Source organism: Achromobacter sp. Root170 (assembly GCF_001428165.1).
GTDB classification, from domain to species: domain Bacteria; phylum Pseudomonadota; class Gammaproteobacteria; order Burkholderiales; family Burkholderiaceae_B; genus Achromobacter; species Achromobacter mucicolens.
Map to the genome: position 1 here is coordinate 159,246 of NZ_LMHN01000001.1, position 25,603 is coordinate 184,848.

The following is a 25,603-nucleotide window of genomic DNA, read 5'->3' on the forward strand; positions in this document are numbered from 1 at the left end:
GCGCCATGCAACGCCGCGCGTTTCTGAAGCAAACCGCCTTGGGCGCCGCCGCGGGCAGTGCCGTGCTGGCGGCCCCCGCGATTGCGCAGGAAGCTCCCAACCTCACCTGGCGGTTGGCTTCGGATTTTCCGGCCGACGCGGCCACGCTGTTCGCGGGCGCGACCGACGTTGCGCGTTGCGTGGCCGAGGTCACGGCGGGGCGCTTCACCATCGAGATATCCGCCGCCGGCCAGCTGTTCCAGTCGGGTCAGGCGCTGGAGGCCGTGCAGCACCGCATCGTCGAATGCGGCCACGCGGCGTCGGCCCGCTACTTCGGCACCGATCCCGCGATTTGCTTTGACGGTGGCATGCCATTCGGCCTGAATACCCGCCAGATGAACGCGTGGATGCGGCAGGGCGAGGGGCTGGCGCTGACCCGCGAAGCCTTTGGCAAGTACGGCATCCTGAACTTTCCGTGCGGCTATACCGGCGCGCAGATGGGCGGATGGTTTCGGGGCGAGATCAAGACCCTCGATGACCTGCGCGGACTCAAGGTGGCGGCTGACGGCTTTACGGCGCACATCCTGTCGCGTCTGGGCGCCTCGCCGCTGGCAATCCCCGCTGGCGAACTGCATGCGGCGCTGGCAGAAGGCCTTGCGGACGGGGCCGTCACGATCGGACCGTTCGAGGACGAACGCCTGGCGCTCTTTGACGTCGCGCGGAACTATTACTTTCCGGGCTGGTGGGCCGGTACGCAACAGTTGTCGCTGTACGTGAACCAGGACGCCTTTGCGGAACTGCCCAAGTCATACCAGACCGCGTTGTCGCTGGCTTGCGCGGCGGCAAGCGAAAACATGATCGCAACCTTTGATGCCAACAATCCGCAAGCGCTGCGCCGGCTGATGTCGCAAGGCGCGCAACTGAAGGCGTATTCCAGGCCGCTGCTGCAAGCCGCTCACGAAGCCACCGTGGCGGCCTGCAATGAATTGAGCGCCAAGGATGCGATGTTCAAGAAGCTCTACGACAGCATGCTGGCATTGCGCGGCAACCAGATCCCCTGGTTCCGCATGGCCGAGGGCAGCTTCGACAACATGATGGCCACGCTGGGTTCGACTGGCGCGTGAGACCGGTTTTTCGGTCCGGATATACTGATCCAGCCAGTCGCCGCGGGGCGACACTTCCAGAAAATGTCATGCGTACACGCATAAAGATCTGCGGGCTGACCCGCGAACAAGACGTCGAAGCCGCCGTTGCCGCCGGCGCCGACGCGATCGGATTTGTCTTCTATCCCAAGAGCAAGCGTTGCCTCACGCCCACGCGCGCCGCGCAGCTGCGCCGGATGGTGCCGGCGTTTGTCGACGTCGTCGCGCTCTTCGTGAACGCGCAGGAAGAAGAGATCCGCACCGTGCTGGGTGAAGTGGGGCCCGAGTTGCTGCAGTTTCATGGTGACGAAACGCCGCTGGAATGTGCGCGCTACGGGCATCGCCATCTGCGGGCCTTCCGGGCCGGTGCGCCGGGGCTTGAGACGGCGGAGAGCCTTGCGGCCACGTGCCGCGCCTACGGAGAGGCGGCGGGCTGGTTGTTCGACAGCTATAGCGCCGGCTACGGCGGCAGCGGGCATGGATTCGACTATGCGTTGCTCGATGAGGTGCGGGCCGACCCGGTGTCCCGTCCCTTGATCCTGTCCGGCGGACTGAACGCCGAAAACGTGGGCGCCGCCATCGAATTGGTGCGGCCTTGGGCGATCGATGTGAGTAGCGGCGTCGAAGTCGAGCAAGGAATAAAAAGTTCTGATAGAATCTCGTTCTTCGTTGCTGCGGCACATGACGCAGACACGAAATTGAAGGACAAGAAGTAGTGCTTAGGCGGGTGGTGTAGGGCGTTGAATGGCAGTTTGGTTTTGGCCAAATTGATTTAAACGCGCTTTCAACCGCGTTGCGCAAGAAGTGAAGCTGGCAATCGGTAATGGCCGCAAAACTTCAGACGCAACAAAAAATGCAAAAAATCTTCCAAGACGATTTGCATAGTTTAAAAAAGCACTATATAATTCTTCTTCTTTGCAGGCGGTTAGCTCAGCTGGTTAGAGCGCCACGTTGACATCGTGGAGGTCGTTGGTTCGATTCCAATACCGCCTACCAAATTCCTGCAAAGGTGTGTTTGACAGAGCTAGTCGAACACAGACCTGAAAAGCCGCGTAAGTCTGATGACTTCGCGGCTTTTTTGCATTCAGCGGCGCCGTTGATTTGCCTGCACACTTGCTCAGCCAGAGGGTGCGCCCAGCTCCTGCCGTCTGTCAGTACTGCCAGACGTCGCGACAGGCATTTTCCACAGCAATAGGCGGTGTTGCGTGCGAGCCACGACCCCAGGTTACAATGCGCCACCGGAATTATTCACCGCCCGGGAGTGCCGCGGCGATATATTGGTCACGATTCAGTATTCCGCTTTTTGCCGTGAGCGGCGGTGTCATAGCCGGCGGCAGACGGCCAATATGGCAAACGGCGGGAATGCCAATAATGAGTTTCACGGGTGGCAGAGCAGACCACTCTAGAGAAACTCCACATAAGAAAATTAATGGGTCGTGGCAGGGATTCTGCCGGAATGCGGGCTTGTGCAGACCTTCCTTAAGGTCTGTTTCTCAATCGCGGTTGGTTGCATGGTGTCATGGAAAACAAGGGTAATACTGCATCGAGCAGTTTCAAGATCGCCGTCGTTATACCGTCTTATAAGGTAACGAAGCACATCCTGCATGTCATTGCGGCTATCGGTGATGAAGTCTGCCGAATCTACATCGTCGACGACTGCTGCCCCGATCAATCGGGCAAATTCGTGGAAGCGCATTGTTCCGACGCCCGCGTCGTTGTCTTGCGCAACGAAACGAATCAGGGCGTCGGTGGTGCCGTGATGGCAGGCTACAAGGCGGCAATCGCAGATGGCATGGACATCATCGTCAAGATTGACGGCGACGGACAAATGGACCCGTCCCTGCTGCAGGAGTTCGTCTCCCCGATTATTTTTGGAGAAGCAGACTACTGCAAGGGCAATCGCTTTTTCGATCTTGAAAGCGTCCGCGCGATGCCCAAGCGGCGCTTGTTCGGCAATGCCGTGCTCTCGTTCATGACGAAGCTCTCGTCCGGATACTGGAATATTTTCGATCCCACCAATGGATATACTGCGATCCACGCTAGCGTAGCCAAATATCTTCCTTTCGAAAAAATCAGCAATCGATATTTTTTCGAGACCGACATGTTGTTTCGGCTCAACACCCTTGGCGCTGTGGTGGTGGATGTGCCGATGGTGGCCAAGTATGCCGATGAAGTCAGCAATCTGAAGATAAGCAAAATCGTTGGGGAATTTCTGGTAAAGCATGTCCGGAATTTCTTCAAGCGCCTTTTCTATAACTATTATCTGCGCGGAGTTTCCCTGGCGTCCCTTGAATTGCCTCTGGGCGTCCTGCTGGTATTGTGCGGTGTTTTCTTTGGCGCCGGCCATTGGATCGAGTCGGCTCGGACGGGGGTTTCGACTGCGGCGGGTACCGTCATGATATCCGCGATGCCAATAATACTTGGCGTGCAGTTCATTCTTTCATTCATTGGCTACGATATCTCATCGGTGCCGACCAGGCCGTTCCATAGAACAAAATTGAAATGACATATTTACTCGCAATCGCATGTGTGGTCGGTATCGCCATCGGTCAGCTGCTGTTCAAATTTGGGGCCGCGACTCTGAAGAACAGCGGTTCGATCTTCGATCCCAAGACTTTCATGGTGCTTTCTTTTTCCATCGGTCTTTACGGGCTCGTGACCATTTTGTGGATTTACGTCCTGCAACGGCTGGAACTCGGAAAAGTCTATCCCCTGATGGCGCTGGCGTTTGTGCTTGTTCCCATCGGCAGCTATTTCCTGTTTGGCGAAAGATTCCAGCCCCAATATTTCGTCGGCTTATTTCTGATCCTGCTCGGCATTATTGTCATAGCCAAGGCGTAAGGCGGCACGAACGCGACCCGAATAAGACGATATGTTGATCTTGCTTTCTTCGTTGGGGTTCCTGACCTTTTTTGCAGGGCGCCTGCGCATCAAGCTGTCCATCGCCATGTACTTGCATGTGGCATTGACGGTGCTATGGCTGTATGCCGCCGGCCTTGCCGGACTGCTTCGCCCAGGTGCAATCATTTCCGTTTTGGCGGGAATGGGGCTGCTGGCGTACACGCTTATCTGGCTTTTCCGGCGGCGTGCGGAGTTTCTGCCGCTGAAGTGGAGTGCCGGCAAGCTCAGCCAGTTGCTTTACCTTGTACCGTTCGTGTTTTTCGTCTCCCTCGTGCCGTTCGATTTCAAGCTCACGGGTTGGGATGAGTTTTCCTTCTGGGGGCTCGGGGCGAAAGTCATTCACGCCACCCATTCGTTGTATCTGAAAGATTCGCCGATCGTTGATATTTTCAAGGCGTATCCGCCCGCTCAGCAGCTATTTCAGTATTACTTTCTGTTTTTAGGTCCGTGGTCTGAAAGCGGGTTGCTGTCGGCTCAAATCATCTTCATGCTTGCGGCGCTTGCATGTGCGATAGGCGCTTTTCACGCGCGTGCTTCGGTTCTCGAGGTGCTGACGTTCTTCTCGGCTTGCGCAATACCCTATTTCTTTGGGTTCGACTATAAGCACATATTCGTGGATCCGTTGCTGGCCCTTGTGTTTGCGGCAAGCGTTGCGCTGGCGGCGACGGCCAAGGGCCTCAGAGGGTCGCTCCTGGTAGCGGTCAGCCTCGCGGTGCTGGTCCTCATGAAGCAGATCGGCCTGATATTGGCGATGCTTGTCATCGCGATCCATTTTTTCTCGTCTGTTCTGCAAACGGCCGATATCGGTGTTGCTGCCAGATTCAAGCGTGCCATCGCCCAAGTAATCCCGGGCTGTCTCGCAACACTTCTGACCTTTGCCTCGTGGCAGTGGTACTCGAAATCGATAGGCGCGGGTCTTACCGTGTCCATGCCCAAGCTGAGTTCGCTGTTTCAGGATCCTTTGCTGGGCCGGATCGGAAAGACGGGGCTCGAATTCATTCAGCGGTTCCAAGCTGAGAACTTCGGGCTTTATCCCGGCGGCTGGAAGATCGTGCTGCTCATGTCTCCGTTGAGCGTGATGCTTTGGCTGATGGCGCTCAGTGCGATTTGCATCCTGATCAGCCGGCGCTACGAGATATTGCCTCGGATCGCAGCGTTCTCGCTGCTTTCCGCCGGTGCGATCGCCTACCTGCTGTTTCTTCTGCTCTCGTATCTGCTGTTCTTTTCGGAGTACGAAGGAATACGGCTGGCTTCTTTCGAACGATATGCGGGAACCTATTTCCTGGCTTGGGCCCTGGTCGTGTTTGGAGCCTATTCAGGGGCGGTAGATACATTCAAGATCAAATGGCTGCGCCCCGTTCTCGCCATCCCCATACTGGCGGGGTTGCTGTGTTTGCCCCTCGGTTTGTTCGCTCCGCCGGTCGCATCACCCCAGATCGAGAAGGTTCTGGAGCAGCGTGAGCGAATCGATGCATTGGCCGAGCTCGTCAAGAAGCATGCTGCGAAGGGGGATAAGGTCTATTTCATTGACCAGAATTCCACGGGCTTCGAGAAGTTCATGTTCAGCTACAGCGTGAGTCCGCTTGAGACCCAATGGTGGTGCTGGTCCGTGGGCGAAAAATACAATAAGGACGACGTCTGGACCTGCAAGGAAGATCTGCGAAAGCTTCTCGATGGCTATTCGTTTGTCGTCCTGTACAACGCTGACGAGCAATTTTGGGGATCCAATTCCGATCTCTTTGTACCGGATGCCCGAGGACGGACTACGGGCGTATTCAGCGTTGCTCGCAAGGATGGGCAGCTTGTCTTGACCCAGGTCCAATAGCCGAAATGTCGGATCTGGAGGCGGCCCCGGGCGGCACTTCGTGCTTGGGCACGGTCAACCGAGTGGCGCTGGCTTCGCTGTTGGCCCAATCGCTGTGGTTGTCCGGCTGCGTGATCAAGCTTCCTGCGCCCGCTCCGGTTCAAAGCGACGAGGCGCCGATGTATGCCGGGGTGGATCGCCGCGCGGCCGCTGCCTTGCGCGCGGGCGATGAACAACAGGCCGCCGAGGCCGTGAAGGTGTTTGGATCGCCTGCCGCGGCAGCGCAGGCGCGGGTCGAGCAGGGCTACCGGCTTTTTCGCGAAGACCGGCCGGGCCAGGCCATGCGGCAATTCAATCAGGCGTGGCTGCTCAATCCCGACAACCCTGAGGTGTACGCGGGTTTCGCGGTGGTGCTGGAAAGCCAGCGCAAGGTCTGCCAGGCGATGAGCATGATGGACCGCGCGATCAGCATGAATCCGCCGGCGTTTCGCGGCATTCATGCGGATGCCGGCCGGATCGCGGCGCGTTGCGCCGCCGAGGACAAGACGCTGCCCCCCGAAGCGCGTATCGCGGCGACGACTAGGTCCGACGAGTGGTACCGCAAGGGCGAGGCCGTGGAGCCCGACAAGGGCTATCTGTATGCCTCGTGGGCCACGGCCTATTACTGGCGTGGCCAGTACGCGGAAGCGTGGGCCATGGTCCACAAGTCACGCGCCGCGGGCGGCAGTCCGGATGCGAAATTCGTCAGGATGCTGCGCGCAAGGATGCCGGAGCCCGCCGCGTCGTGAATCAAGCGGCGCACGATGCCTGGCGGACTGCCGGCTGCCCATTTGCGATATCCTGCTCACCATCATGATGAGAGCACTTTGGTTATGCCTGGGCTGCTTGATGCTGGCGCTGGGCGTCATCGGCGCCTTCTTGCCGGTGATGCCGACGACGATCTTCCTGATCCTGGCGGTGGCCTGCTTCTCCCGCTCATCGCCCCGGCTTGAAAAATGGCTGCTGGATAGCCCGACCTATGGTCCGTCGCTGCGCGCGTGGCGCGACGAGGGCGCGGTGTCGCGCAAAGGCAAGACGTATGCCAGCCTGGGCATGGCGGCTGGTTACGGGATCTTTTACTGGAGCGCCCATCCCTCGCTGCCCCTGGCCATCGGCGTAGGCATCTTCTTTCTGGCCAGCGCGGCGTATGTCCTCAGCCGGCCCAGCCCCCGCGCGGGCGGCCCGGCCAGCAAGCCGCCGCGCGAATAAGCCGCGCGCCAAGCCGCACCGTCCCGGCCTCAGTGCGAATGCCGCGGATCGCCCCGCGTCTCCACCACTTTCAAATACAGCGTCGCCGCCTCCAGGCATCCGCCCGTGGAAAGCTGCCCCACGGTCTGCCGGTACAGTTCCTGCCACGGCGTCTGCGATGGCGGCGCTTCATACGGCGGCTCCTGGCGGCGCCGTTCCAGTTCCGCTTCGTCCACCTGCAACATGACCGACCGCTGGTTCAGGTCCACGCGGATCCGGTCGCCCGTGCGCAGGAGCGCCAGTCCGCCGCCCACCGCGGCTTCGGGCGACATGTTCAGGATGGACGGGCTGGCCGATGTGCCGCTCTGGCGGCCGTCGCCCAGACAGGGCAGGGACTCGATGCCGCGCTTGATAAGGTGCGATGGCGGGGCCATGTTCACGACTTCCGCGCTGCCGGGGTAGCCCACGGTGCCGGCGCCCCGGATCACCAGGATGCAGTGTTCGTCGATGTTGAGCGCCGGGTCTTCGATGCGGGCGTGATAGTCCTCCGGGCCCTCGAACACGATCGCGCGCGCCTCGAAGGCGTTTTCCGACCCCGGTTCGGACAGGTACGCCCGGCGAAAGGCTTCGCCCACGACCGACATCTTGATGATGGCGCTGTCAAAGAAGTTGCCCGACAGCACGATGAAGCCGGCGCGGTGCTTGAGCGGCGCGTCGCAGGTCCGGATGACGTCGGTATTGTGGGTCTTGGACGCCGTCGCAATATCGCCGATGGTCTTGCCGGACACGGTTCGGCAGTCCGGATGCAGGCGGCCGGCCGCCAGCAGCTCGTGCAGCACGGCGGGTACGCCTCCCGCGCGGTGAAAGCCTTCGCCCAGATGCTCGCCTGCCGGCACGCAGTTGACCAGCAGCGGCACGTCTTCGCCCAGCCGTTGCCAGTCGTCCAGGCTGAGGTCGACGCCCATGTGGCGCGCGATGGCAATCAGGTGCGGCGGGCAGTTGCTGGACGCGCCCAGCGCCGAGGCCACGACGATGGCGTTCTCGAACGCCTCGCGGGTCAGGATTTGAGAAGGCCGCAGGTCTTCGCGCACCATGTCGCAGATGCGCATGCCGGTGGCATAGGCCATCTGCCCGCGCTCGCGATAGGGCGCCGGAATGCTGGCGCAGGTGGGCAGCGACATGCCCAGCGCTTCGGCCAGCGAGTTCATCGACAGCGCGGTGCCCATGGTGTTGCAGTGGCCGATGGACGGCGAGGATGCCGTGGCAAGCGTCATGAAACCTTCGTAATCCAGCTTGCCGGCCGCCATCAGGTTGCGCGCGTGCCAGATGACCGTGCCCGAGCCCACGCGCTGGCCTTCATGCCAGCCGTCCAGCATGGGACCGCCGGACAGCACGATGGCCGGAATGTCCACCGTCGCCGCCGCCATCAGGCACGCGGGCGTGGTCTTGTCGCATCCCGTGGTCAGCACCACGCCATCCAGCGGATAGCCGTGCAGGATCTCCACCAGGCCCAGATACGCCAGGTTTCGGTCCAGCGCCGCAGTGGGCCGCCGTCCCTGTTCGGCCAACGGGTGCACGGGGAATTCCATGGGAATGCCGCCGGCGTCGCGGATGCCCGCCTTGATGCGTTCGGCCAGCGCCAGGTGGTGGCGATTGCAGGGCGCCAGGTCGCTGCCTGTCTGCGCGATACCGATGATCGGCCGCCCGGACTGCAGTTCCTGGCGCGTCAGGCCATAGTTGAGATAACGCTCGACGTAGATCGCCGTCATGTCGGCGTGCGAGGGATCGTCGAACCATTTCTGGCTGCGCAGTCGGCGGGGTGTCTGGGACATGGCTGTCTCGCTTTGCTTCGGTTGCATACAGGCCCGGACCCCCACGGGATCCGGGCCGGCACGGTTAGTTCCGCGCCTTCTGGATTTCGTCGTTCAACTGCTTGATCAGTTCCGGCCCGAGTTCCTGGGTGTACTTGTCGACCACGGGCTGCACCTTCTGGCGCATGCGGGCAACTTCCTCCGGCGAGACGGTGTTGATCTTCATGCCGTTCTTCTCGAGCGTGCCCATGGCCTTGGTGGAGTCGGCGCGGCTATCCTGCCGCTCGAAGTCGCGCGACGACGCGGCTGCCTGGCGGATCAGCTTCTGTTCCTCGGGCGAGAGCGTGTCCCACCACTTCTTGGAGGCCATCACCACCCACGGCGTGTAGACGTGGCGCGTGATGGTCAGGAAGGGCTGCACCTCGTAGAACTTGCTGCTCTGGATCGTGGTGATGGGGTTCTCCTGGCCGTCCACGGTGCGGGTTTCCAGCGCGGTGAACAATTCCGAGAACGGCATCGGCACGGCATTGGCGCCCAGCGTATTGAAGACGCCCAGCGCAATCTGGTTCTGCATGACGCGCAGCTTGATGCCCTGCAGGTCCTCGGCGCGCGTGATCGGACGCTTGGAGTTCGTCATGTTGCGAAAGCCGTTTTCCCAGTAGACCAGGCCGACCAGTCCCTTGGCTTCCAGCTTCTTGAGCAGATCCTGTCCGAGCTGGCCGTCCAGCACCGCGTCGGCTTCCTTTTCACTGTTGAAGAGGAAGGGCAGGTCGAAGACGCCGAACTCCTTGACCATGCCGGCGAGCGGCGCGGTCGACCCCACCATCATTTCCTGCGCGCCGCCCACCAGCGCGCTCTGCATCTGCTCGTCCGACCCGAGGTTGGCCGAGCCAAACGTCTTCATCTTGAGCTTGCCGCCGCTGACCTTCTCCAGTTCCTGCGCCAGATGGCGGGCAGCGCGGCCCTGCACGCTTTCCTCGTTCAGCCCGTAGCCAAAGCGGATGAGGCGCGGCTTGACGTCCGCCGCCGCGGCCACCCCGGCGACGGTGCAGGACAGCACCGCCGCCAGGACAAGAACGCGGGTCTTCAATTGCTTGATCATGGTGTTTCTCCTCGGGGGTTTGTAATTGCCGCTAGTGCATCCAGCGTGCGGGTACGGTGATCAGTTCGGGGAAGATCACCAAAAGAACCAGCAGCAGCGTGTAGGCCACGACATAGCGCCACACCCCTCTGCAGATGGTTTCCATATTGATGCGGGCCACGCCGCATACGACGTTGAGCACCGTGCCGACCGGCGGGGTCAACAGGCCCACGCTGCCGACCATGACGAACATGACGCCGAAGTAGACAGGGTCGATGCCGGCCTTGGTGACGACGGGCATCAGCACGGGGCCGAGAATCAGGATGGTCGGCGTCAGGTCCATCACCGTGCCCACGAGCGTCAGCAGGATCAGCAGCGCGAACATCAGCAGCTTGGGCTGGTCCATGACCGGTTCCAGGAGAGCGATGAGATCCTGCGGCAGGTCCGCCAGCGTGATCATGTAGGACGACACCATGGCGGCCGCCACCAGGAACATGACGACAGCCGTGGTGCGGGCGGCGTTGATGAAGAGCGGACCCAGGTCGCGCCAGCCGATCTCGCGGTACACGAAGATGCTGACCAGCAGCGCATAAACGGCGGCGACGACCGCGGCCTCCGTGGGCGTGAAGATGCCGCCCCGCAAGCCGCCGATGATGATGACTGGAAGGAACAGCGCCCACAGCGATCCGCGCAGCGCTTTCAGACGGTTGGACCACGGCTCGCGCGGCGAGGGCGTGATGCTGCCGTGCTTGCGCGCCACCCACGTCCATACCGCCACCAGCGTCAACCCCATCATGAGGCCCGGCGCGATGCCGGCGAAGAACAGCTTGGTGATCGACACATTGGTGGCGACGCCGAAGATGATGAACGAGATTGACGGCGGAATGATGGGCGCGATGATGCCGCCCGAGGCGATCAGGCCCGAGGCCTGCCCCGCGTCATAGCCTTTTTCGCGCAGCATGGGGATCAGCAGCGACCCCAGCGCCGCGGCGTCGGCCACGGCCGAGCCTGACAGCGATGCCAGCAGCACGCTGGCGAAGATGGCCACGTAACCCAGGCCGCCCTGGATGTGGCCCACAAACGTATTGGCCAGGTGAACGATACGGCGCGAGATGCCGCCGGCATTCATCAATTCGCCGGCCAGCATGAAGAGCGGCACTGCCATCAGCGTAAAGCTGTTGGCGCCGGACAGCATGTTTTGGGCAAGAAGCTGGGTGTCGTAGAAATCCAGCTGGAACATCATGACGATCGCGCTGATGACAAGCGCGAAGGCGATCGGCATGCCCAGGGCAATCAGCCCCAGCAGCACGACTAGGAAGACGGTCAGGATCATTGCGGGTATCCGGGCGGATGGGTGTGGGGCGGGGGTGGGGCGCGTGTTGAGGCGCTTGTTGGGGCGGATGACGTCCGGATCAGACCAGCGGGTCTTCCGGACTGGATTCCGCCGGTAGCGGACCGCCCGCAATCACGCGGACCAGGTCGACGACCGTCAGGATGCCCATTGCCACCGCGGCATATAGCCCCGCGGCGTTGAACACGGCCTGGGGCATGCCGGTGACAGGCAATACGGTGTCAAGGCCGATAACTGTCTGGACCCAGCTGCCTTCGGCCATCAGCCACAGCACCCACAGGATCATCAGCTGGCAGGCAATATGCGACACCCGGCGCGCGCCCGGACCGAAGCGTTCCACCAGCATGGTCACGCCGATGTGCTGGTGCTCGCGCAGCGCAATCACCGAACCCAGGAAAATCATCCAGACGAACGCCAGGCGCGAGACCTCGTCCGAGACGTTGATGCCGGAATTGAAGAGATAGCGCAGCGCCACGTTGCCGAACAGCAGCACGACCATGATGACCAGACAGGCGACCATCAGCCAGGTCTGTAGCGCAAAACACCAATCCGCGGCGCGGGCCAGCGGCGAGCGGCCCGGACGCGATGGCCCCGGCCGCCCCAAGGGGGAAGCTTGCATGTTTGTCTCCTCTCCGTTTGCCGGAGTTTTTTTAGCCGTTTGATGTGGATCATGTTAGCGCTAACATTTTTGCTTTGGCAAGCCCCTTTTTTTCGGTCAGACTACGCGCTTGCATTCATCGCGAGGGTCCATGTCCATCCGCAAACCTCGAAGCTCGCGCGCCGGCCGCGTCACCATGCAGGACGTCGCGCGGCGCGTGGGCGTCAGCGCGATCACGGTATCGCGGGCGTTGCGCACACCCGATAAGGTGGGCCAGGATCTGCGCCAGCAAATCGCGCGGGTGTGCCAGGAACTGGGCTACGTGCCCAACCACGCCGCCAGCGCGCTGGCGTCGGCGCGGTCGCAGACCATCGTGGTGCTCATTCCGTCGCTCAGCAACGTGGTGTTCGTGGACATCATCACGGGCATCAAGGAAGTGCTGGATCAGCACGGCTACCACATGCTGATCGGCGTGACGGGCTATTCGCCGGACGAAGAAGAAGCACTGCTGCGCAAGTATCTGCAGCATTCGCCCGACGGCGTGGTCCTGACCGGCATCGACCACAATCCGGGCGTCTGGGAACTGCTGCGCGCGCAGGCGATTCCCACGGTGCACACGATCGAAACGCTGGACGGCGGCGAGGACATGAGCGTCGGGTTCTCGCAGTTCGACTCGGGCTACGCAGCAGGCCGCCATCTGGTCGAACGGGGCTACCGCCGTATCGGCATCATCGGCGCGCAGCTGGATCCCCGGTCGCTGCGCCGCTGCGAAGGGTGCCGGCAGGCGCTGCGCGATGCGGGGCTGTACGACGCGGCCCTGGAAATCATGACGCCCGAGAAATCGTCGATCAGCCTGGGGGCGTCGTTGATCCAGGATCTGCACGCGCGTCATCCCGACTGCGACGCCGTGTTCTTTTGCAACGATGACCTGGCGCAAGGCGCTGTGTTTCAGTGCGGCCGGGATGGCGTGCGTGTGCCGGAACAAATGGCTATCGTCGGCTTTCATGACTTTCCGGGCACGGCCTGGACCACGCCGCCGCTGTCCACCATTGCCACGCCCCGCTACCAGATCGGCCTGTCAGCCGCGCAACTGCTCATGCAGCACCTGGCGGGCGAACCCGTGCCCGCGCGGCATGTGGACTTGGGTTTCGAACTGGTCCAGCGCGAAACCAGTTGAGGACGCGGCCGCAAGAGGCGCCGCGCCTGTTCAAGCGGCCGGCGCCGATGGCGTTCTGACAGGTCGCAGCGCCAGAAAGACCCCGGCCGCGATGATCAGCCCCATGCCCGCCAGCGCCAGCGCGTCTGGCGGGCGCTGGAACCAGAACGTGCTGAAGCCCAGCGCCAGCAGCAGCTGGAAGTAGTTCAGGGGCGCCAGCGTTGCCGCCGGAACCCGCTGGAAGGCCGCGATCAGCAGGATCTGCGCCAGGCCGCTGCAGGCGCCCAGGGCAAGGATGATGACGGTATCGGCCGTTCCCGGCCAGGGGTCGGGCAGGAAGAACGGCGCGGGCAGCGCGGTCACGATCAGGCAGATGAAGGCCGTGTACGCATACTGCACCGGCCCCGGCACCTTGTTCGACAGTTTGCGGGTCAGCACCTGGAAGATCGCGTAGCTGACGGCCGACACCGCCATCAGCAACGTGCCCAGCAGGGGCAGGTCGCCGCCGGGCCGCACGATCAGCAGCATGCCCGCAAAGCCGGCGGCAACGGCGCCCCATTGCGCCGCCCGGACGCGTTCGCCCAGCAGCCACGGCGACAGCGCCACCATGATGAGCGGGGCGGTGAAGTAAATGGCGGTGGCCTCGGACAGCGGCATCCAGATCAGCGCGGTCATGAAGCACGTGGCCACCGTGGCCAGCATGACACCGCGCAGCACCAGCAGGGGCTTTTCCGGCGCGTCGCGCAGCCGCAGGCCGCGGCCGTGGCGCCACAGCATGCCCATCGCCAGCGTCACCACCGCCAGGTAGCGCATCACGTTCAGAAAGGGCGCCGGATAGCGTTCCAGAAGCTGCTTGGCGCCCGCATCGAAGGTGGCGAACGCCACTAGCGCCGCGAAGAACAGCAGGACGCCAGTCTGGCGCGTGCCTTCATTTGCCGCCACGGCCAAAGCCTTCAAGAAACGCATCCAGCGCGGGCCCGATCGCCTCGACCATGTAGCCGCCTTCCTGCACCACGACGGTGGGCACGCGCAAACCGGCGACGCGCGCGCCGATGTCGCGGTACGCGTCGATGTCCAGCCTGAGCACGCTGATCGGATCATCCTTGTAGGTATCGAATCCCAGCGGCAGGATCAGCGCCTGCGGCGCATAGCCCGCCAGGGCATCCAGCGCGGTGTCCAGCGCCTGCAGGAATTCTGCGTTGCCGCAGCCGTGCGCCAGCGGCAGGTTCAGGTTGTAGCCTTCGCCCGCGCCGTGCCCGCGCTCGTGCGCGTAGCCGGTATAGAACGGGTAATACCCGGCCGGATCGGCGTGCAGCGAGACGGTCATCACGTCTGCCCGGTGATAGAAGATGTTCTGCGTGCCGTCGCCATGGTGCGCATCCACGTCCAGCACTGCTACCTTCGACCACGTCTGCAACAGGCGGCTTGCCGCGGCGGCGCTGTTGTTCAGGTAGCAGAAGCCGCCGGCGCGGTCGCGATGGGCATGGTGGCCGGAGGGCCGCGAAAGCGCGTAGGCCACGCCACCGGCGCTCGCCACATGGTCCGCCGCCGCCAGCGCGCTATGCGTGGACCGCAGCGCCGAGCGCCAGGTCTGCGGCCCGATGGGGCAGGCGAGGTCGCTCAGGTAATACCCGGTTTGCGCCACGATGGACGGGGACGGGCAGGGGCCCCGTCCGGCGGCATCGATGCGGCCGTTGTAGTAGGGCGAAAGATTGGGCAGCACTTCCGGACCGGGATCGACGCCCGGCGCCTTCAGGGCCTGCCAGCGGGCAAAGGCGGTTTCCAGGTAGTCCAGATAATCCGTGCTGTGCACGTGTTCAAGCGGCTTGCGGCCATAGTCGGACGGCGCTTCGACCTTCACGCCGCGGGCGGCCAGCGCCTGCTGCAGGCTCTCCGCGCGCGACGGCAGGTCGGTGGGGGCGCTGATGCGGCCCAGCCGCATGAATTGCCGGGGCGAATGCAGCAACTGTTCTTCGGAAAAAAACGCCTTCATGGATATCCTCGCTCAGACCGTCACGGTCGCTGCCAGATGCGTGGGGCTCATGCCCGCTTGAGTTCGATCTCGACGAACACGAATTCCGTGTCGCTGGGGTTGATGACGTTGTGTTCCACGCCCACCGGCCGGTAATACGCCACCCCCGTGGTGAGCTGGCTGGTGACCTGGCCGTTGGGCGTGTCCAGCAGCAGTGGGCCGGTGGTCTGCGGCACCACCACGTAGTTCATGCCATGACGGTGCCAGCCCGTCTCGCCGCCCGGCGGAAAGCGCCATTCGGTGACGGTGACCAGTTCGTTGTCGATCTGCACGGTGGGGATGGCGGCGGGGCGTTGCATAGCGGTTCTCCTGGAATTCAATGGTGAGGCGATGTCCGGTCAGGCGGCCTGCGCCTTGGTCGGGTCCCAATGCTGGCCCGGCACGGCGGCGATCAGCTGGCGGGTGTAGGCGTGCTGCGGGTTGTCGAAGATCTGGGACGGCGACCCGTACTCCACCACCTTGCCGCGATGCATGACCAGCACCGAATTGCAGATCTGTGCCGCCACGCGCAGGTCATGGGTGATGAACACCAGCGCAATCTTCAGCCGCTGCTGCAGGTCGTGCAGCAGTTGCAGCACCTGCGCCTGAACCGACACGTCCAGCGCCGACACCGATTCGTCGGCCACCAGCACCTTGGGCTCCAGCGCCAACGCGCGCGCGATGCCAATGCGCTGGCGCTGGCCGCCCGAAAACTGGTTGGGATAGCGGTCAAAGGCGGACGGGTCCATGCCCACCAGCGACAGCAGTTCGCGCGCCCGGGCCTCGGCCTGCGCGCGCGGGACGCCATTGGCGACCGGGCCGTCGCTGATGATGCGGCCCACCGTGTGCCGGGGGTTGAGCGAGGCGAACGGGTCCTGGAAGATCATCTGGATCTCGTGCCGCATCGGCCGAAAGCGCGATTCGGGCAGCGTGGCGATGTCCTGGCCGTTAAAGAGCAGCTGGCCGCCATTGATGCCGACTAGCTTGAGCAGGCATTTGCCGATCGTGGACTTGCCCGAACCGGATTCCCCCACGATGCCCAGCGTCTCGCCGCGCCGCACGGCAAAGCTCACGCCGTCCACCGCGTGCACCTGGCGCTTGTTGCCCAGCCAGCCGTGGCCGATCACGTAGGTCTTTTTCAAATCCTTGACCTCCAGCACTGGCGTGTCGTCGGCAAGTCCGGCGCGCTCCTCGCCGCGCCGGTGCGGCACGGCCGCGATCAGGCGCTGGGTGTAGGGATGGCGCGGGCGGTTGAGCACCTCGCTGGCCGGGCCTTGCTCCACCAGAATGCCTTTCTCCATGACGGCCACGCGGTGGGCGATCTCGGCCACCACGCCGAAGTCGTGCGTGACGAACATCACGCCCATGCCTTTCTCTTTCTGGATGCGCGCGATCAACGCCAGGATCTGCGCCTGGGTGGTCACGTCCAGCGCGGTCGTGGGCTCGTCGGCGATCAACAGCGCGGGCTCCAGCGCCAGCGCCATCGCAATCATCACCCGCTGACGCTGCCCGCCGGACAAGCGGAACGGATACACGTGATACAGCGTGGCCGGATCCGGCAGACCGACGAACTCCAGCAGTTCGAGCGTGCGCTTCAAGCGTTCTGCGCCGGGGTAGGCGTTATGCACGCGCATCACCTCGCTGATCTGTTCGCCCACCGTCATCAGCGGGTTCAGGGCCGACAGCGGCTCCTGGAAGATCATCGCCATGTCCTTGCCGCGCATGGCCTGCAGGGCGGGTTCGTCCAGTTGCAGCAGGTCCTGGCCGCGGAACAGGATGCGGCCGGCCTGCGGCGTCAGGTAATCGGGCAGCAGTCCCATGATGGCGTTGGCGCTCATCGACTTGCCCGAGCCCGATTCGCCCACGATGCACAGGATTTCACCGGCGCGAATGTCGTACGACACGTCCTCTACCGCGTAGGGACGGTCGCCGCCCTTGGGCAATGCGATGGTCAGATTCTGGATCGACAGGAGCGGCGGGGTTGTCAGGTTTTCATTCATGCCGGCCTCCTATTCGCCGCGTTTGCGCAGTTGCGGGTTGAGGGCGTCGTTCAGGCCTTCGCCGATCAGGTTGATGGCCAGCACGGTCAAGAGGATGGCGACCCCGGGCCACACGCTCATCCACCAGGCCTCGCGGATCATGGTGCGCGCCGCGCCGATCATGAACCCCCAGCTCATCAGGTTGCGGTCGCCCAGGCCCAGAAACGACAGCGATGACTCCGTCAGGATCGCGGTCGCCACCATGAACGAGGCTGACACGATGATGGGCGACATGGCATTGGGCAGGATCTGCGTGCCGACGATGCGGGCCGGCGTCTGGCCGATGACGATCGCGGCCTGCACGAATTCGCGCTGCTTGAGCGTCATGAATTCCGAGCGGACCAGCCGCGCGGCCGGCGGCCAGGACACCACCGCGATGGCGCCCATGATCGAATACACCGACGGGCTCAGGATGGCGACCAGCACCACGGCCATCGCCAGTTGCGGAATGGTCTGGAAAAACTCGGTGAACCGCATCAGCGCGTCGTCCACGCGGCCGCCGCAGTAGCCGGCTATCGAACCGACCACGATGCCAAAGAGCAGAGCGACGGCGGTGGACAGCAGGCCCACCATCAGCGACACGCGCGCGCCCCACACCAGTCCCGCGGTGATGTCGCGGCCCAGCATGTCCGTGCCGAACGGATATTCCGCATTGGTGAACGGCGGGATCAGCGGGTCGGCCACCATCATCCAGGGCGACTCTTCGTACAGCAGCGGCGCCGCCAGGGCCACGGCCACCACGATCAGCATGATGACCAGGCCGGCCACCGCCCCGTAGTTGCGCAGGTAACGTCGGGCGAATGACTTCATGCGGAGGCTCCTTGCTGCGCACCCGCGCCGATGCGCGGATCGATCAGGCGGTACAGCACGTCGGTCAGCAGGTTGAAGACCACGACCATGATGGAGGTGACCAGGAAGATCCCCAGCAGAAGCTGGTAGTCGCGTTGCAGCAGGGCGTCGAACATCAGGCGTCCGATGCCGGGCCACGCGAAGACGGTCTCGGTCAGCACCGCGCCGCCCGCCATCTGCCCCAGTTGGATGCCGGCAAACGTGATGACCGGCAGCAGCGCGTTGCGCAGCACGTGCGCGCGGATCACGCGGCTGGGGCTCACGCCCTTGGCGCGCGCCGTCTTCACGAAATCCATGCCGATCACTTCCAGCATCGACGCGCGAGTCAGCCGCACGTAGACGGCCATGAAGAAGCACCCCAGCGTCACGGTCGGCAGGATGAGATGCAGGGCGATGTCGCCCGCGCGCGCCCAGCCGGTCAGGTTGGCGCCCACGGTCTCCATGCCGAAGGCCGGCAGCCAGCCCAGCACCACCGAAAACAGCAGGATGCCCATCAGCGACAGCCAGAAGAGCGGCGTGGCGTAGAGCAGCAGGGCGCCGGTCATCACCGAGCTGTCGATCCAGCGGCGCTTGTTGCGATAGCGCGCCTTGGCGGCCACCACGCCCAGCAGCACGCCCAGCACGATGGAAAACACGAAGGCGCACGACATAAGGAGGAACGTGGCGGGCAGGCGCTCGACGATCAGGTCCAGCACCGGCACGTGGTTGCGGTAGGAAAAGCCCAGATCCAGCTGCACCACGCCCTTCAGATAGAGAAAAAGCTGCGTCAGGACGGGCTTGTCCAGGCCAAAGGCAACACGCAGCTGGTCCACGTAGGCGGCATCGCCCGCGCCGGCCTGGCCGGCCAGCACGGCGGCGGGATCGCCGGGCGCAAGCCGTATCAGGAAGAAATTGATGATCACCACGCCCAGCACCACCACCAGGGCCTTGCCGATGCGGGACAGCAGGAAAGACAGGAATCTCATGCTCGGGTCCTTTCAGGACGGACGTGCCTCGCGGCAACCCTGCCCGCCGCGCAGCCGGGCGCCGCCGCGGACACGGGATCCGCGGCGGCGCTGTAGACGTCGTCGAACGACTCGTTCAAGCCGATGGCGGTCTTGACCAGGTTCTTCACGTTGGCGCGATACAGGGTCGGAAACTCCATGTCGACCAGGAAGCCATTGGCGACCTCGTTGACGAGCGTCGTCTGGATCTGGGTGTAGAGGGCCTGGCGCTTGGCCGGATCGACTTCGGAGGCGGCGGCCTCCCACAGCTTGTCCGTCTCGGGGTTGCTGTAGCCCTGTACATTGGCAAAGGGCGATCCCTTGACGATGTTCGACGAGATATACAAGCGCTGCACGCCCAGCGCGGGGTCGCCGTACTGGTACGTGAAGGTGGTGGTCAGGTCGAAGTCCCAGTTGCCGGTGCGGCTTGCCCAGCCGCCCGCGTCGGTGGATTCCACGTTCACCTTGAAGCCCAGCTGTTCCAGCGCCTGCTTGGTGTATTCACCCAGCCGGTCCCAGGTCGAGCCGTACGGGAAGCTCAGTTGGCGGATCGTGTAGTCGCCGGGCTTGATGCCCGATTCCTTGATCAGCGCGCGCGCCTTCTTCATGTCGAACGGCATCGGCGGCATGTTCTTGTCGTAGAACATCTCGGTGGTCACGAAGGGGCTGGTCGACACCTTGCCCAGACCGAAGAAGATGTTGTTGACCACCATGTTGCGGTTCATGGCCGCCATGACCGCCTGGCGCACCTTCAGGTTGTCGAAGGGCGGCTTGCGCATGTTGAAGATCAGGTAGGCCTGCGGCGAGAACATTTCCCAGCCCGCGGTCGTGTATTCCACGTTGGGCAGGCCGCGCAGGCGCTTGATGTCGACGTTGTCCACGTCGCCGCCGCGCAGCACGTCCACGCTGCCGCGCTCGAAGGCCACCGCGCGCGACGCCGCATCCGGAATCACGTTGAACACCAGCTCGTCCAGATACGGTTTGCCCGGCTTCCAGTAGTCGGGATTGCGCGCCAGCTTGATGTACTCGCCGCGCTTCCATTCCTTGAAGACGAACGGGCCGGTGCCCACGGGCTTCTGGTTGGCCGGGTTGGTCATGTAGTCCGTGCCGGCGTACAGATGCTTGGGCATCATCGGCGCGAAACCGGGTTCGAACATCAGCATGAAGGCCGGAAACGGCGTTTTCAGCTTGATGACCACGGTCTTGGCGTCGGGCGCCTGCACGGACTCGACGAACTTGTTCAGGATGACCCGGGCGCGCGCGTGGGTCTTGGGCAGCATGTCCGCCAGCGAGAACACCACGTCCTCGGACGTGAACGGCTTGCCGTCATGCCACTTCACGTTGTCCTGCAGGTGGAAGGTGTAGGTCAGTCCATCGGCGGCGGCCTCCCACGACTTGGCCAGTCCGGGCTGCGGCTTGAGGTCGGTGGAGTAGGTCAGCAGGCTCTCGTAGATCTTGCCCGCGACGAATTGCGTCGGCCCCTGCTGATTGATGGCCGTGACGATCACCGGCGGTTCGGGCTGGACGATCATGTTCAGCGTGCCGCCCTTGGTCTGAGCCAAGGCCTGCGTGGCGGGCAGCGCGGCCGCAAGGACCAATGCGCCGATGCTTAGGGAAAACCAGTTTTTCGATTTCACTGCGAGCCTCCGGGCTGGAAAGGGTCGGACAGGCGGCCGCTCGGACGCGGCGATCGCCGTGCCGGATCAAGCAAACCTCATGCCACCTGCGTTTCTCGGGTACTGCGGGTGGAGCTGCTGCAACAATGCTTCGTTCAGGTGCTGGTTAAGGCGCCGCGCACCAATGCGGAGAATTCAGTGGTGCTTGGCCATGTCTGCGGTGGCGGCTTGGGGCGCATTGGCTCGCGCCACCATGGCGTCGAGCAACACGTTGCAGCCGGCTTCCAGATGCTCGGGCCGGGCGTCTTCGATTTCGTTGTGGCTGATGCCGTCCTTGCACGGCACGAAGATCATCGCGGTGGGCGCCACGGCAGCCATGTAGACGGCATCGTGTCCGGCGCCCGTGACGATGTTCATGGCGGGCAGGCCGCGGTCCGCGGCGCCCTTGCGCACCTTGTCGACCAGATCTGGATCGAACGGCGTGGGCGGAAAATACTGCACGTCCTTCACGTCGACGCGAACGCCGTGCGCGACCGCAATGTCGTCGCAGATGCGCCGCCAGTCCCGGTCCATGCGGTCCAGCGTCGCTTCATCTTCGTGGCGCAGGTCGGTGGTGAAACGGACCTGCCCCGGAATGACGTTGCGCGATCCCGGATACGCGTGGATCTCGCCCACGGTTCCGCGCCCATGAGGCTGATGGGTGTTGGCAATGTTCACCACGGCCTGCAGCAGGAAGCTGGTGGCGAAGAGCGCGTCGCGGCGGATCGGCATGGGCGTCGGGCCGGCATGCATTTCCATGCCGGTCACGGTGACGTCGTACCAGCGCAGGCCCAGCGACCCCGTCACGACGCCGACGGTCTTTTCCTCGTGCTCCAGGATCGGACCCTGTTCGATATGCGCCTCGAAGTAGGCGTCCACCGGGCGCCCGCCGACGGGGTCGGCGCCGGCGTAACCAATGGCCTGAAGTTCGTCGCGCACGCTGATGCCCTGCGCGTCGCGCGCCGACAACGCGGTTTCCAGCGGAAATTTGCCGGCAAAGACGCCCGATCCCATCATCACGGGCACGAAGCGCGAGCCTTCCTCGTTGGTCCAGATGGCCACTTCCAGCGGAGCCTCGGTCGTTACGCCCGCGTCATTGAGCGTGCGGATCACTTCAAGACCGGCCAGCACTCCGTAACAGCCGTCGAACTTGCCGCCGGTGGGCTGGGTGTCGATATGGCTGCCCGTCATCACGGGCGGCAGGCTGTCATTGCGGCCCGCGCGCCGGGCGAAGATGTTGCCCACCTGATCCACCCGCACCGTCATGCCGGCGTCGCGCATCCAGCCGGTCACCAGATCGCGGCCCTGGCCATCGAGCGCGGTGAGCGCCAGGCGGCAGTTGCCGCCCTTGGGCGTCGCGCCGATCTGCGCAAGATCCATCAGGGACTGCCACAGCCGGTTGCCGTTGATGGACAGAGGGGGTGTCGTCATAGGTCGCCTCGGGGGTGGGAAACGTCGCCAAAGTCCTCGCGCAGGCGCGCCAGGATGCCAAGCAGGTGTGCGTGCATGGCGTGCCGCGCACGAATGGGGTCGCGCGCCACGATCGCGGTCAGGATGCGCTGGTGTTCGGCGTGGGCCACGGCCCACACCTTGGCATCGACGAAATAGTCCTGCATCCGCCGGTACACCGAGCTGGATTGGGTCAGGTTCCACAGATGGGCGACGGCAGCGGCCAGCGCGGCGTTGCCGCAGGCGGCGGCGATCGCGCCGTGAAACTCCCGGTCATGCCGGCCTGGCGAATCCGTCAGGGACATGCCGTCGTGGGCGTCGAGGATGGCCGCCAGCTGGGCGGCCGTGGCATGCTGCGCCGCCATGCCCGCGCATTCGGGTTCGATGATGAGGCGCGCTTCCAGCAGGTCGAACGGCCCGATGTCGTCGACGCCCTGCGCCGCGCTGGGCGGTGTTCCGGCGGCGGCCGCCAAGCCGGCGCCTTCCTTGTCCGCCACGAACACGCCGGTGCCCACGCGGACCTCGACGTAGCCCTCGATTTCAAGCGCGATCAGCGCTTCACGGATCGACGCGCGGCTGACCTGCAGTTGTTCGGCCAGGTCCCGCTCCGACGGCAAACGCCGCCCGCGCGGGAAGTCGCCGGCCCGGATCCGTCCGGCGATCTGGTCGGCGATCATGCGATACAGACGGGTGACGGCGACGGCTTGGAAGGTGCTCATCGGGCGGGGGCTTGGCCTGGTGGTCAGGCCACCAATATAGGCACCTCTCCATTGAAACAAAAGGGAAAACTGGCGCTTTCAGGGAAAACGATGTGAGGGATTCCACCGCTGTTCGTCTGGTGGTCAGGCCAGTGGACCGGCCCTTTTAGGTCCGCCGCCGTCGCAGGGCGGCGGGATGCCGGGTTCGCTACGCTTCGTCGTCCGGTTCGGGCGTCTGCGTGAAGGCGCGAACCAGCCGGGCGATGCCGTCCAGTTCGTCGTGCGCGCCCATCACCCATTCCGGTTTGTCGAACGGGCTGTCCGCCGGCGTGTTGTCCAGATTGGCTTTCAGGTCGCCCAGCAGTTCCAGCGCCATGTCGGTGGCCTGGGGGCTGCTGCGGGTGGATAGGGCGATCGCAATCGCCAGCGCCTGGCGCATGGCCAGCAGGCGGCCTTCCAGTTCGGTTTCCATTGGGGGTCCTTGTTTGCTGCGGGAATCGCGGCATTTTACGGGGCAGGGCGCGGGCCGGTAACGGCCCGGCAAAGCTTGCCCAACGGCAGATGCCTTGCGCTCGGTTTGCGCAAGATCAATGTGAAGGGCGCGGGTCAGGCGAATAATCCGGGTTATGCAAGCCGCTCTACGCCCTCAATCTTCGGAATCGCCGGCGCCCGCCACCGCCGAGCCGTTTTTTCCTCCCCAACTGCTGGCCCGGTTGGACAAGAACGGGCCGCGATACACCTCGTATCCCACGGCGGACCGCTACCACGGGGGCTTCGCCGAGCAAGACTACCGGCTTGCCTTGCAACAGCGGCGCGCCGCCACGCCGGCCGAGCCGCTGTCGCTCTACGTACACATCCCGTTCTGCGAATCGGTCTGTTATTACTGCGCCTGTAACAAGGTGGTGACCCGCCACCATGACCGAGCCGCCCGCTACCTGGATGCCCTGTCCCGCGAAATCGCCTTGCACGTGCAAGAACTCGGCCCCGGCGTGCCGGTGTCGCAACTGCATTTCGGGGGCGGCACGCCCACTTTCCTGTCCAACGAGGAACTGGCGCGCCTGATGGGCGATCTGCGCGGCGCCTTCCATTTCCAGCCCGACGCCGAAATCTCCGTCGAAGTCGATCCGCGCACTGCAACGCCCGAGCGCCTTGCGTTCCTGCAGCAGCTGGGCTTTAACCGCCTGAGCTTCGGCGTGCAGGATTTCGACGAACGGGTGCAGGTGGCGGTGCATCGGGTTCAGTCTTTCGATAACGTCGCCGCGCTGATGCACAGCGCCAGGGCATTGGGCTATGCGTCGGTCAACGTCGATCTCATCTATGGCCTGCCGCTGCAAACCGCGGCGTCGTTTGCCCGCACGATCGAACAGGTCATCGCGCTGCGGCCCGACCGCATTGCGCTCTACGCCTACGCGCACCTGCCCGAACGCTTCAAGCCGCAGCGCCGCATCAACGAAGCAGACCTGCCCGATCGCGAGACGCGCGTTGGCCTGCTCAGTTCGGCCATTCAGGGCTTCCTGAACCAGGGCTACACCTACATCGGCATGGACCATTTCGCGCTGAACACCGACGCGCTGGCCATTGCCAAGCAACGCGGTGAACTGCACCGCAATTTCCAGGGATACAGCACGCAGCCGGATCGCGACCTGATCGCGCTGGGCGTGTCGGCCATCGGACGCATTGGCGACACCTACAGCCAGAACGCGAAGATCCTCGACGAATACTACGCGGCCATCGAATCCGGAAAGTTCGCAGTCGAGCGCGGCCTGACGCTCAGCGCCGACGACCTGGTCCGCCGCGAGGTCATCATGGACATCATGTGCCAGGGCCGGGTGGACTTCTCGCGGATCGAAGCCAAGCACGGCCTGCAGTTCGGCGACTACTTCAGCCGAGAACTCTCGCAGATGGCCAGCCTGGCCGAACTGGGCCTGGTGAACCTGCACCTCGGAGAACTGCGCGTCACCGGCCTGGGTTGGTATTTCGTGCGGGCGGTGGCCATGACCTTCGACAAATACCTGCGCTCGGCGATGCCGACCGCCAGGTACTCCCGCATCATCTGACCTGCGCGCGGCCGCGGCGCCGCGCGCTCATTCGGCAAACTTGTCGCGCAGGTACAGCGCCAGCGACAGATCATCGGACAGTCCCAACTTGCGCATGGCGCGGCGCTTGTGCGTGCTGACTGTCTTCTTGCTGCGCACCAGCCTTTCGGCGATCTGCGTCACCGACATCCCCTGCCTGATGTGGCGCAGGATTTCCACTTCCGAAGTCGTCAACAGCGCGTGCGGCGCCGTCGGCTCCATGCAGCGGATCTTTCCGTCCTCTACCGTCAGAAAGGGCGCCTTGGCCTCAATGACGCCGCGGATCATGTCCGGCAGCAAGACCAGCCCCCATTGCTTTGCCAGATAGCCGGCGGCGCCGGCGCGGTATGCCGCGTACTCGGTCTCTTGCCGGTTGCCGGCCGAAAACGTGATGACCGCCATGCTGGGGTGGTAGCGGCGCACCCGCCGCAGATAGTTGACGCCGTCGCAGGGTTCCAGCGGCAGATAGAAATCAATGAGCGCGACGTCGCACGGCTGCTTCGCCAGTTTTTCCAGCAACGCGCGCGCAGAGGTTTCGCGATGAACGACATGAAAGCCAGGCCGGCTTTCGAGGAACGCGCCGATGCCCAACGCCACCACGGGATGGTCGTCCAGGACCGCGACCCGGATGACGGGCGGCGGCCGCGACAGCAGCAGGTGCTTTCGGGTTTCAAAGCCGTCCTCCGGCGCGATAAACGGGCCGTGAAGCGAGCCGCCGGTCATCTGGCTTGCAGTCTCTGAAACGCAATTCATCGTTGCTCCACGATCGGATGGGGGTTCAGGGCGATCCGGGC

The 25,603-nt window shown here is 63.8% G+C and carries 23 protein-coding genes, 1 tRNA gene and 1 pseudogene; 10 read left to right on the top strand and 15 right to left on the bottom strand.

Features of this window, described 5'->3' with window-relative positions; all coding sequences use genetic code 11:
* Positions 1–5 precede the first annotated feature (5 nt).
* The 8 genes from ASD87_RS00645 (at position 6) to ASD87_RS00680 (ending at position 7,074) form a co-directional block, all read left to right on the top strand.
* The gene (locus ASD87_RS00645) at positions 6–1,103 is read left to right on the top strand and encodes a TRAP transporter substrate-binding protein (protein WP_056315829.1); all 1,098 of its coding nucleotides are present in this window, start codon (positions 6–8) and stop codon (positions 1,101–1,103) included.
* A 68-nt stretch (positions 1,104–1,171) separates the two neighbouring features.
* On the top strand, positions 1,172–1,837 hold the full coding sequence (locus tag ASD87_RS00650; protein ID WP_056315832.1) for a phosphoribosylanthranilate isomerase: 666 nt from the start codon (positions 1,172–1,174) through the stop codon (positions 1,835–1,837).
* 203 nt (positions 1,838–2,040) lie between these two features.
* Positions 2,041–2,117, top strand: a tRNA-Val gene (locus ASD87_RS00655).
* A gap of 523 nt (positions 2,118–2,640) precedes the next feature.
* The gene (locus ASD87_RS00660; RefSeq protein ID WP_056315834.1) at positions 2,641–3,627 is read left to right on the top strand and encodes a glycosyltransferase family 2 protein; all 987 of its coding nucleotides are present in this window, start codon (positions 2,641–2,643) and stop codon (positions 3,625–3,627) included.
* Complete coding sequence (locus ASD87_RS00665; RefSeq protein WP_056315836.1) at positions 3,624–3,962, top strand: EamA family transporter; 339 nt, start codon at positions 3,624–3,626, stop codon at positions 3,960–3,962. Before ASD87_RS00660 ends, ASD87_RS00665 begins: the two co-directional genes overlap by 4 nt.
* Before the next feature lie 31 nt (positions 3,963–3,993).
* A complete protein-coding gene (locus tag ASD87_RS00670) occupies positions 3,994–5,847 on the top strand; it encodes a hypothetical protein (protein ID WP_056315838.1) in 1,854 nt (617 codons plus the stop codon).
* A gap of 5 nt (positions 5,848–5,852) precedes the next feature.
* Positions 5,853–6,614: a tetratricopeptide repeat protein gene (locus ASD87_RS00675; protein WP_156403366.1), complete on the top strand. Its 762-nt coding sequence runs from the start codon at positions 5,853–5,855 to the stop codon at positions 6,612–6,614.
* Between the two features lie 64 nt (positions 6,615–6,678).
* Positions 6,679–7,074, top strand: a complete 396-nt coding sequence (locus ASD87_RS00680) for a YbaN family protein (protein ID WP_196589544.1) — start codon at positions 6,679–6,681, stop codon at positions 7,072–7,074.
* 29 nt (positions 7,075–7,103) lie between these two features.
* On the opposite strand, the gene ASD87_RS00685 is transcribed toward ASD87_RS00680, so the two are convergent.
* The 4 genes from ASD87_RS00685 to ASD87_RS00700 all read right to left on the bottom strand — a co-directional run bounded on the left by ASD87_RS00685 (position 7,104) and on the right by ASD87_RS00700 (position 11,915).
* On the bottom strand, positions 7,104–8,885 hold the full coding sequence (locus tag ASD87_RS00685; protein ID WP_056315842.1) for an IlvD/Edd family dehydratase: 1,782 nt from the start codon (positions 8,883–8,885) through the stop codon (positions 7,104–7,106).
* 64 nt (positions 8,886–8,949) lie between these two features.
* Positions 8,950–9,966, bottom strand: a complete 1,017-nt coding sequence (locus ASD87_RS00690; RefSeq protein WP_056315844.1) for a TRAP transporter substrate-binding protein — start codon at positions 9,964–9,966, stop codon at positions 8,950–8,952.
* A gap of 31 nt (positions 9,967–9,997) precedes the next feature.
* Entirely contained in the window at positions 9,998–11,278 is a 1,281-nt protein-coding gene (locus ASD87_RS00695; protein WP_056315845.1) for a TRAP transporter large permease, read from the bottom strand.
* 79 nt (positions 11,279–11,357) lie between these two features.
* On the bottom strand, positions 11,358–11,915 hold the full coding sequence (locus tag ASD87_RS00700; protein WP_056315847.1) for a TRAP transporter small permease: 558 nt from the start codon (positions 11,913–11,915) through the stop codon (positions 11,358–11,360).
* A 130-nt stretch (positions 11,916–12,045) separates the two neighbouring features.
* On the opposite strand from ASD87_RS00700, the gene ASD87_RS00705 reads away from it, so the two are divergent.
* Complete coding sequence (locus ASD87_RS00705; RefSeq protein WP_056315850.1) at positions 12,046–13,071, top strand: LacI family DNA-binding transcriptional regulator; 1,026 nt, start codon at positions 12,046–12,048, stop codon at positions 13,069–13,071.
* A gap of 30 nt (positions 13,072–13,101) precedes the next feature.
* Here ASD87_RS00705 and ASD87_RS00710 read toward each other — a convergent pair whose 3' ends face one another.
* The 10 genes and pseudogenes from ASD87_RS00710 to ASD87_RS00755 form a co-directional block, all read right to left on the bottom strand.
* Positions 13,102–14,016, bottom strand: coding sequence for a DMT family transporter (locus ASD87_RS00710; RefSeq protein ID WP_056315854.1), 915 nt, complete (start codon positions 14,014–14,016; stop codon positions 13,102–13,104).
* On the bottom strand, positions 13,979–15,043 hold the full coding sequence (locus ASD87_RS00715) for a histone deacetylase family protein (RefSeq protein WP_056315856.1): 1,065 nt from the start codon (positions 15,041–15,043) through the stop codon (positions 13,979–13,981). Before ASD87_RS00715 ends, ASD87_RS00710 begins: the two co-directional genes overlap by 38 nt.
* A 47-nt stretch (positions 15,044–15,090) precedes the next feature.
* Positions 15,091–15,381, bottom strand: coding sequence for a cupin domain-containing protein (locus ASD87_RS00720; protein WP_056315859.1), 291 nt, complete (start codon positions 15,379–15,381; stop codon positions 15,091–15,093).
* 39 nt (positions 15,382–15,420) lie between these two features.
* Complete coding sequence (locus tag ASD87_RS00725; RefSeq protein ID WP_056315860.1) at positions 15,421–17,061, bottom strand: ABC transporter ATP-binding protein; 1,641 nt, start codon at positions 17,059–17,061, stop codon at positions 15,421–15,423.
* A gap of 9 nt (positions 17,062–17,070) precedes the next feature.
* On the bottom strand, positions 17,071–17,910 hold the full coding sequence (locus ASD87_RS00730) for an ABC transporter permease (RefSeq protein ID WP_056315863.1): 840 nt from the start codon (positions 17,908–17,910) through the stop codon (positions 17,071–17,073).
* Positions 17,907–18,914 (bottom strand): ABC transporter permease, encoded by a 1,008-nt coding sequence (locus ASD87_RS00735; RefSeq protein WP_056315866.1) that lies wholly within the window; start codon positions 18,912–18,914, stop codon positions 17,907–17,909. The genes ASD87_RS00730 and ASD87_RS00735 overlap by 4 nt, the downstream gene beginning before the upstream one ends.
* A gap of 92 nt (positions 18,915–19,006) precedes the next feature.
* A pseudogene (locus ASD87_RS00740) lies at positions 19,007–20,569 on the bottom strand (ABC transporter substrate-binding protein); the annotation flags it as partial.
* Positions 20,570–20,743: 174 nt separating this feature from the next.
* Positions 20,744–22,018, bottom strand: a complete 1,275-nt coding sequence (locus ASD87_RS00745) for a Zn-dependent hydrolase (RefSeq protein ID WP_056315867.1) — start codon at positions 22,016–22,018, stop codon at positions 20,744–20,746.
* Positions 22,015–22,755 (bottom strand): FadR/GntR family transcriptional regulator, encoded by a 741-nt coding sequence (locus ASD87_RS00750; RefSeq protein ID WP_056315868.1) that lies wholly within the window; start codon positions 22,753–22,755, stop codon positions 22,015–22,017. The genes ASD87_RS00745 and ASD87_RS00750 overlap by 4 nt, the downstream gene beginning before the upstream one ends.
* A gap of 187 nt (positions 22,756–22,942) precedes the next feature.
* Positions 22,943–23,206 (bottom strand): hypothetical protein, encoded by a 264-nt coding sequence (locus ASD87_RS00755; protein ID WP_056315870.1) that lies wholly within the window; start codon positions 23,204–23,206, stop codon positions 22,943–22,945.
* A gap of 154 nt (positions 23,207–23,360) precedes the next feature.
* Here ASD87_RS00755 and hemN point away from each other — a divergent pair, with 154 nt between their 5' ends.
* Complete coding sequence (gene hemN, locus ASD87_RS00760) at positions 23,361–24,791, top strand: oxygen-independent coproporphyrinogen III oxidase (protein WP_082586163.1); 1,431 nt, start codon at positions 23,361–23,363, stop codon at positions 24,789–24,791.
* A 27-nt stretch (positions 24,792–24,818) separates the two neighbouring features.
* Here the strand turns inward: hemN and ASD87_RS00765 are convergent, their stop codons facing one another.
* The gene (locus ASD87_RS00765; protein WP_056315872.1) at positions 24,819–25,532 is read right to left on the bottom strand and encodes a response regulator transcription factor; all 714 of its coding nucleotides are present in this window, start codon (positions 25,530–25,532) and stop codon (positions 24,819–24,821) included.
* Between the last annotated feature and the right edge of the window lie 71 nt (positions 25,533–25,603).

What these genes read in the sequence shown, in the direction of transcription:
- ASD87_RS00685 (WP_056315842.1), bottom strand. Translation starts at nt 8,885, where the DNA reads ATGTCCCAGACACCCCGCCGACTGCGCAGCCAGAAATGGTTCGACGAT.
- ASD87_RS00665 (WP_056315836.1), top strand. Translation starts at nt 3,624, where the DNA reads ATGACATATTTACTCGCAATCGCATGTGTGGTCGGTATCGCCATCGGT.
- ASD87_RS00695 (WP_056315845.1), bottom strand. Translation starts at nt 11,278, where the DNA reads ATGATCCTGACCGTCTTCCTAGTCGTGCTGCTGGGGCTGATTGCCCTG.
- ASD87_RS00650 (WP_056315832.1), top strand. Translation starts at nt 1,172, where the DNA reads ATGCGTACACGCATAAAGATCTGCGGGCTGACCCGCGAACAAGACGTC.
- ASD87_RS00710 (WP_056315854.1), bottom strand. Translation starts at nt 14,016, where the DNA reads ATGCGTTTCTTGAAGGCTTTGGCCGTGGCGGCAAATGAAGGCACGCGC.
- ASD87_RS00730 (WP_056315863.1), bottom strand. Translation starts at nt 17,910, where the DNA reads ATGAAGTCATTCGCCCGACGTTACCTGCGCAACTACGGGGCGGTGGCC.
- ASD87_RS00745 (WP_056315867.1), bottom strand. Translation starts at nt 22,018, where the DNA reads ATGACGACACCCCCTCTGTCCATCAACGGCAACCGGCTGTGGCAGTCC.
- ASD87_RS00645 (WP_056315829.1), top strand. Translation starts at nt 6, where the DNA reads ATGCAACGCCGCGCGTTTCTGAAGCAAACCGCCTTGGGCGCCGCCGCG.
- ASD87_RS00690 (WP_056315844.1), bottom strand. Translation starts at nt 9,966, where the DNA reads ATGATCAAGCAATTGAAGACCCGCGTTCTTGTCCTGGCGGCGGTGCTG.
- hemN (WP_082586163.1), top strand. Translation starts at nt 23,361, where the DNA reads ATGCAAGCCGCTCTACGCCCTCAATCTTCGGAATCGCCGGCGCCCGCC.
- ASD87_RS00670 (WP_056315838.1), top strand. Translation starts at nt 3,994, where the DNA reads ATGTTGATCTTGCTTTCTTCGTTGGGGTTCCTGACCTTTTTTGCAGGG.
- ASD87_RS00765 (WP_056315872.1), bottom strand. Translation starts at nt 25,532, where the DNA reads ATGACCGGCGGCTCGCTTCACGGCCCGTTTATCGCGCCGGAGGACGGC.
- ASD87_RS00750 (WP_056315868.1), bottom strand. Translation starts at nt 22,755, where the DNA reads ATGAGCACCTTCCAAGCCGTCGCCGTCACCCGTCTGTATCGCATGATC.
- ASD87_RS00725 (WP_056315860.1), bottom strand. Translation starts at nt 17,061, where the DNA reads ATGAATGAAAACCTGACAACCCCGCCGCTCCTGTCGATCCAGAATCTG.
- ASD87_RS00660 (WP_056315834.1), top strand. Translation starts at nt 2,641, where the DNA reads ATGGAAAACAAGGGTAATACTGCATCGAGCAGTTTCAAGATCGCCGTC.
- ASD87_RS00675 (WP_156403366.1), top strand. Translation starts at nt 5,853, where the DNA reads ATGTCGGATCTGGAGGCGGCCCCGGGCGGCACTTCGTGCTTGGGCACG.
- ASD87_RS00715 (WP_056315856.1), bottom strand. Translation starts at nt 15,043, where the DNA reads ATGAAGGCGTTTTTTTCCGAAGAACAGTTGCTGCATTCGCCCCGGCAA.
- ASD87_RS00755 (WP_056315870.1), bottom strand. Translation starts at nt 23,206, where the DNA reads ATGGAAACCGAACTGGAAGGCCGCCTGCTGGCCATGCGCCAGGCGCTG.
- ASD87_RS00735 (WP_056315866.1), bottom strand. Translation starts at nt 18,914, where the DNA reads ATGAGATTCCTGTCTTTCCTGCTGTCCCGCATCGGCAAGGCCCTGGTG.
- ASD87_RS00680 (WP_196589544.1), top strand. Translation starts at nt 6,679, where the DNA reads ATGATGAGAGCACTTTGGTTATGCCTGGGCTGCTTGATGCTGGCGCTG.
- ASD87_RS00700 (WP_056315847.1), bottom strand. Translation starts at nt 11,915, where the DNA reads ATGCAAGCTTCCCCCTTGGGGCGGCCGGGGCCATCGCGTCCGGGCCGC.
- ASD87_RS00705 (WP_056315850.1), top strand. Translation starts at nt 12,046, where the DNA reads ATGTCCATCCGCAAACCTCGAAGCTCGCGCGCCGGCCGCGTCACCATG.
- ASD87_RS00720 (WP_056315859.1), bottom strand. Translation starts at nt 15,381, where the DNA reads ATGCAACGCCCCGCCGCCATCCCCACCGTGCAGATCGACAACGAACTG.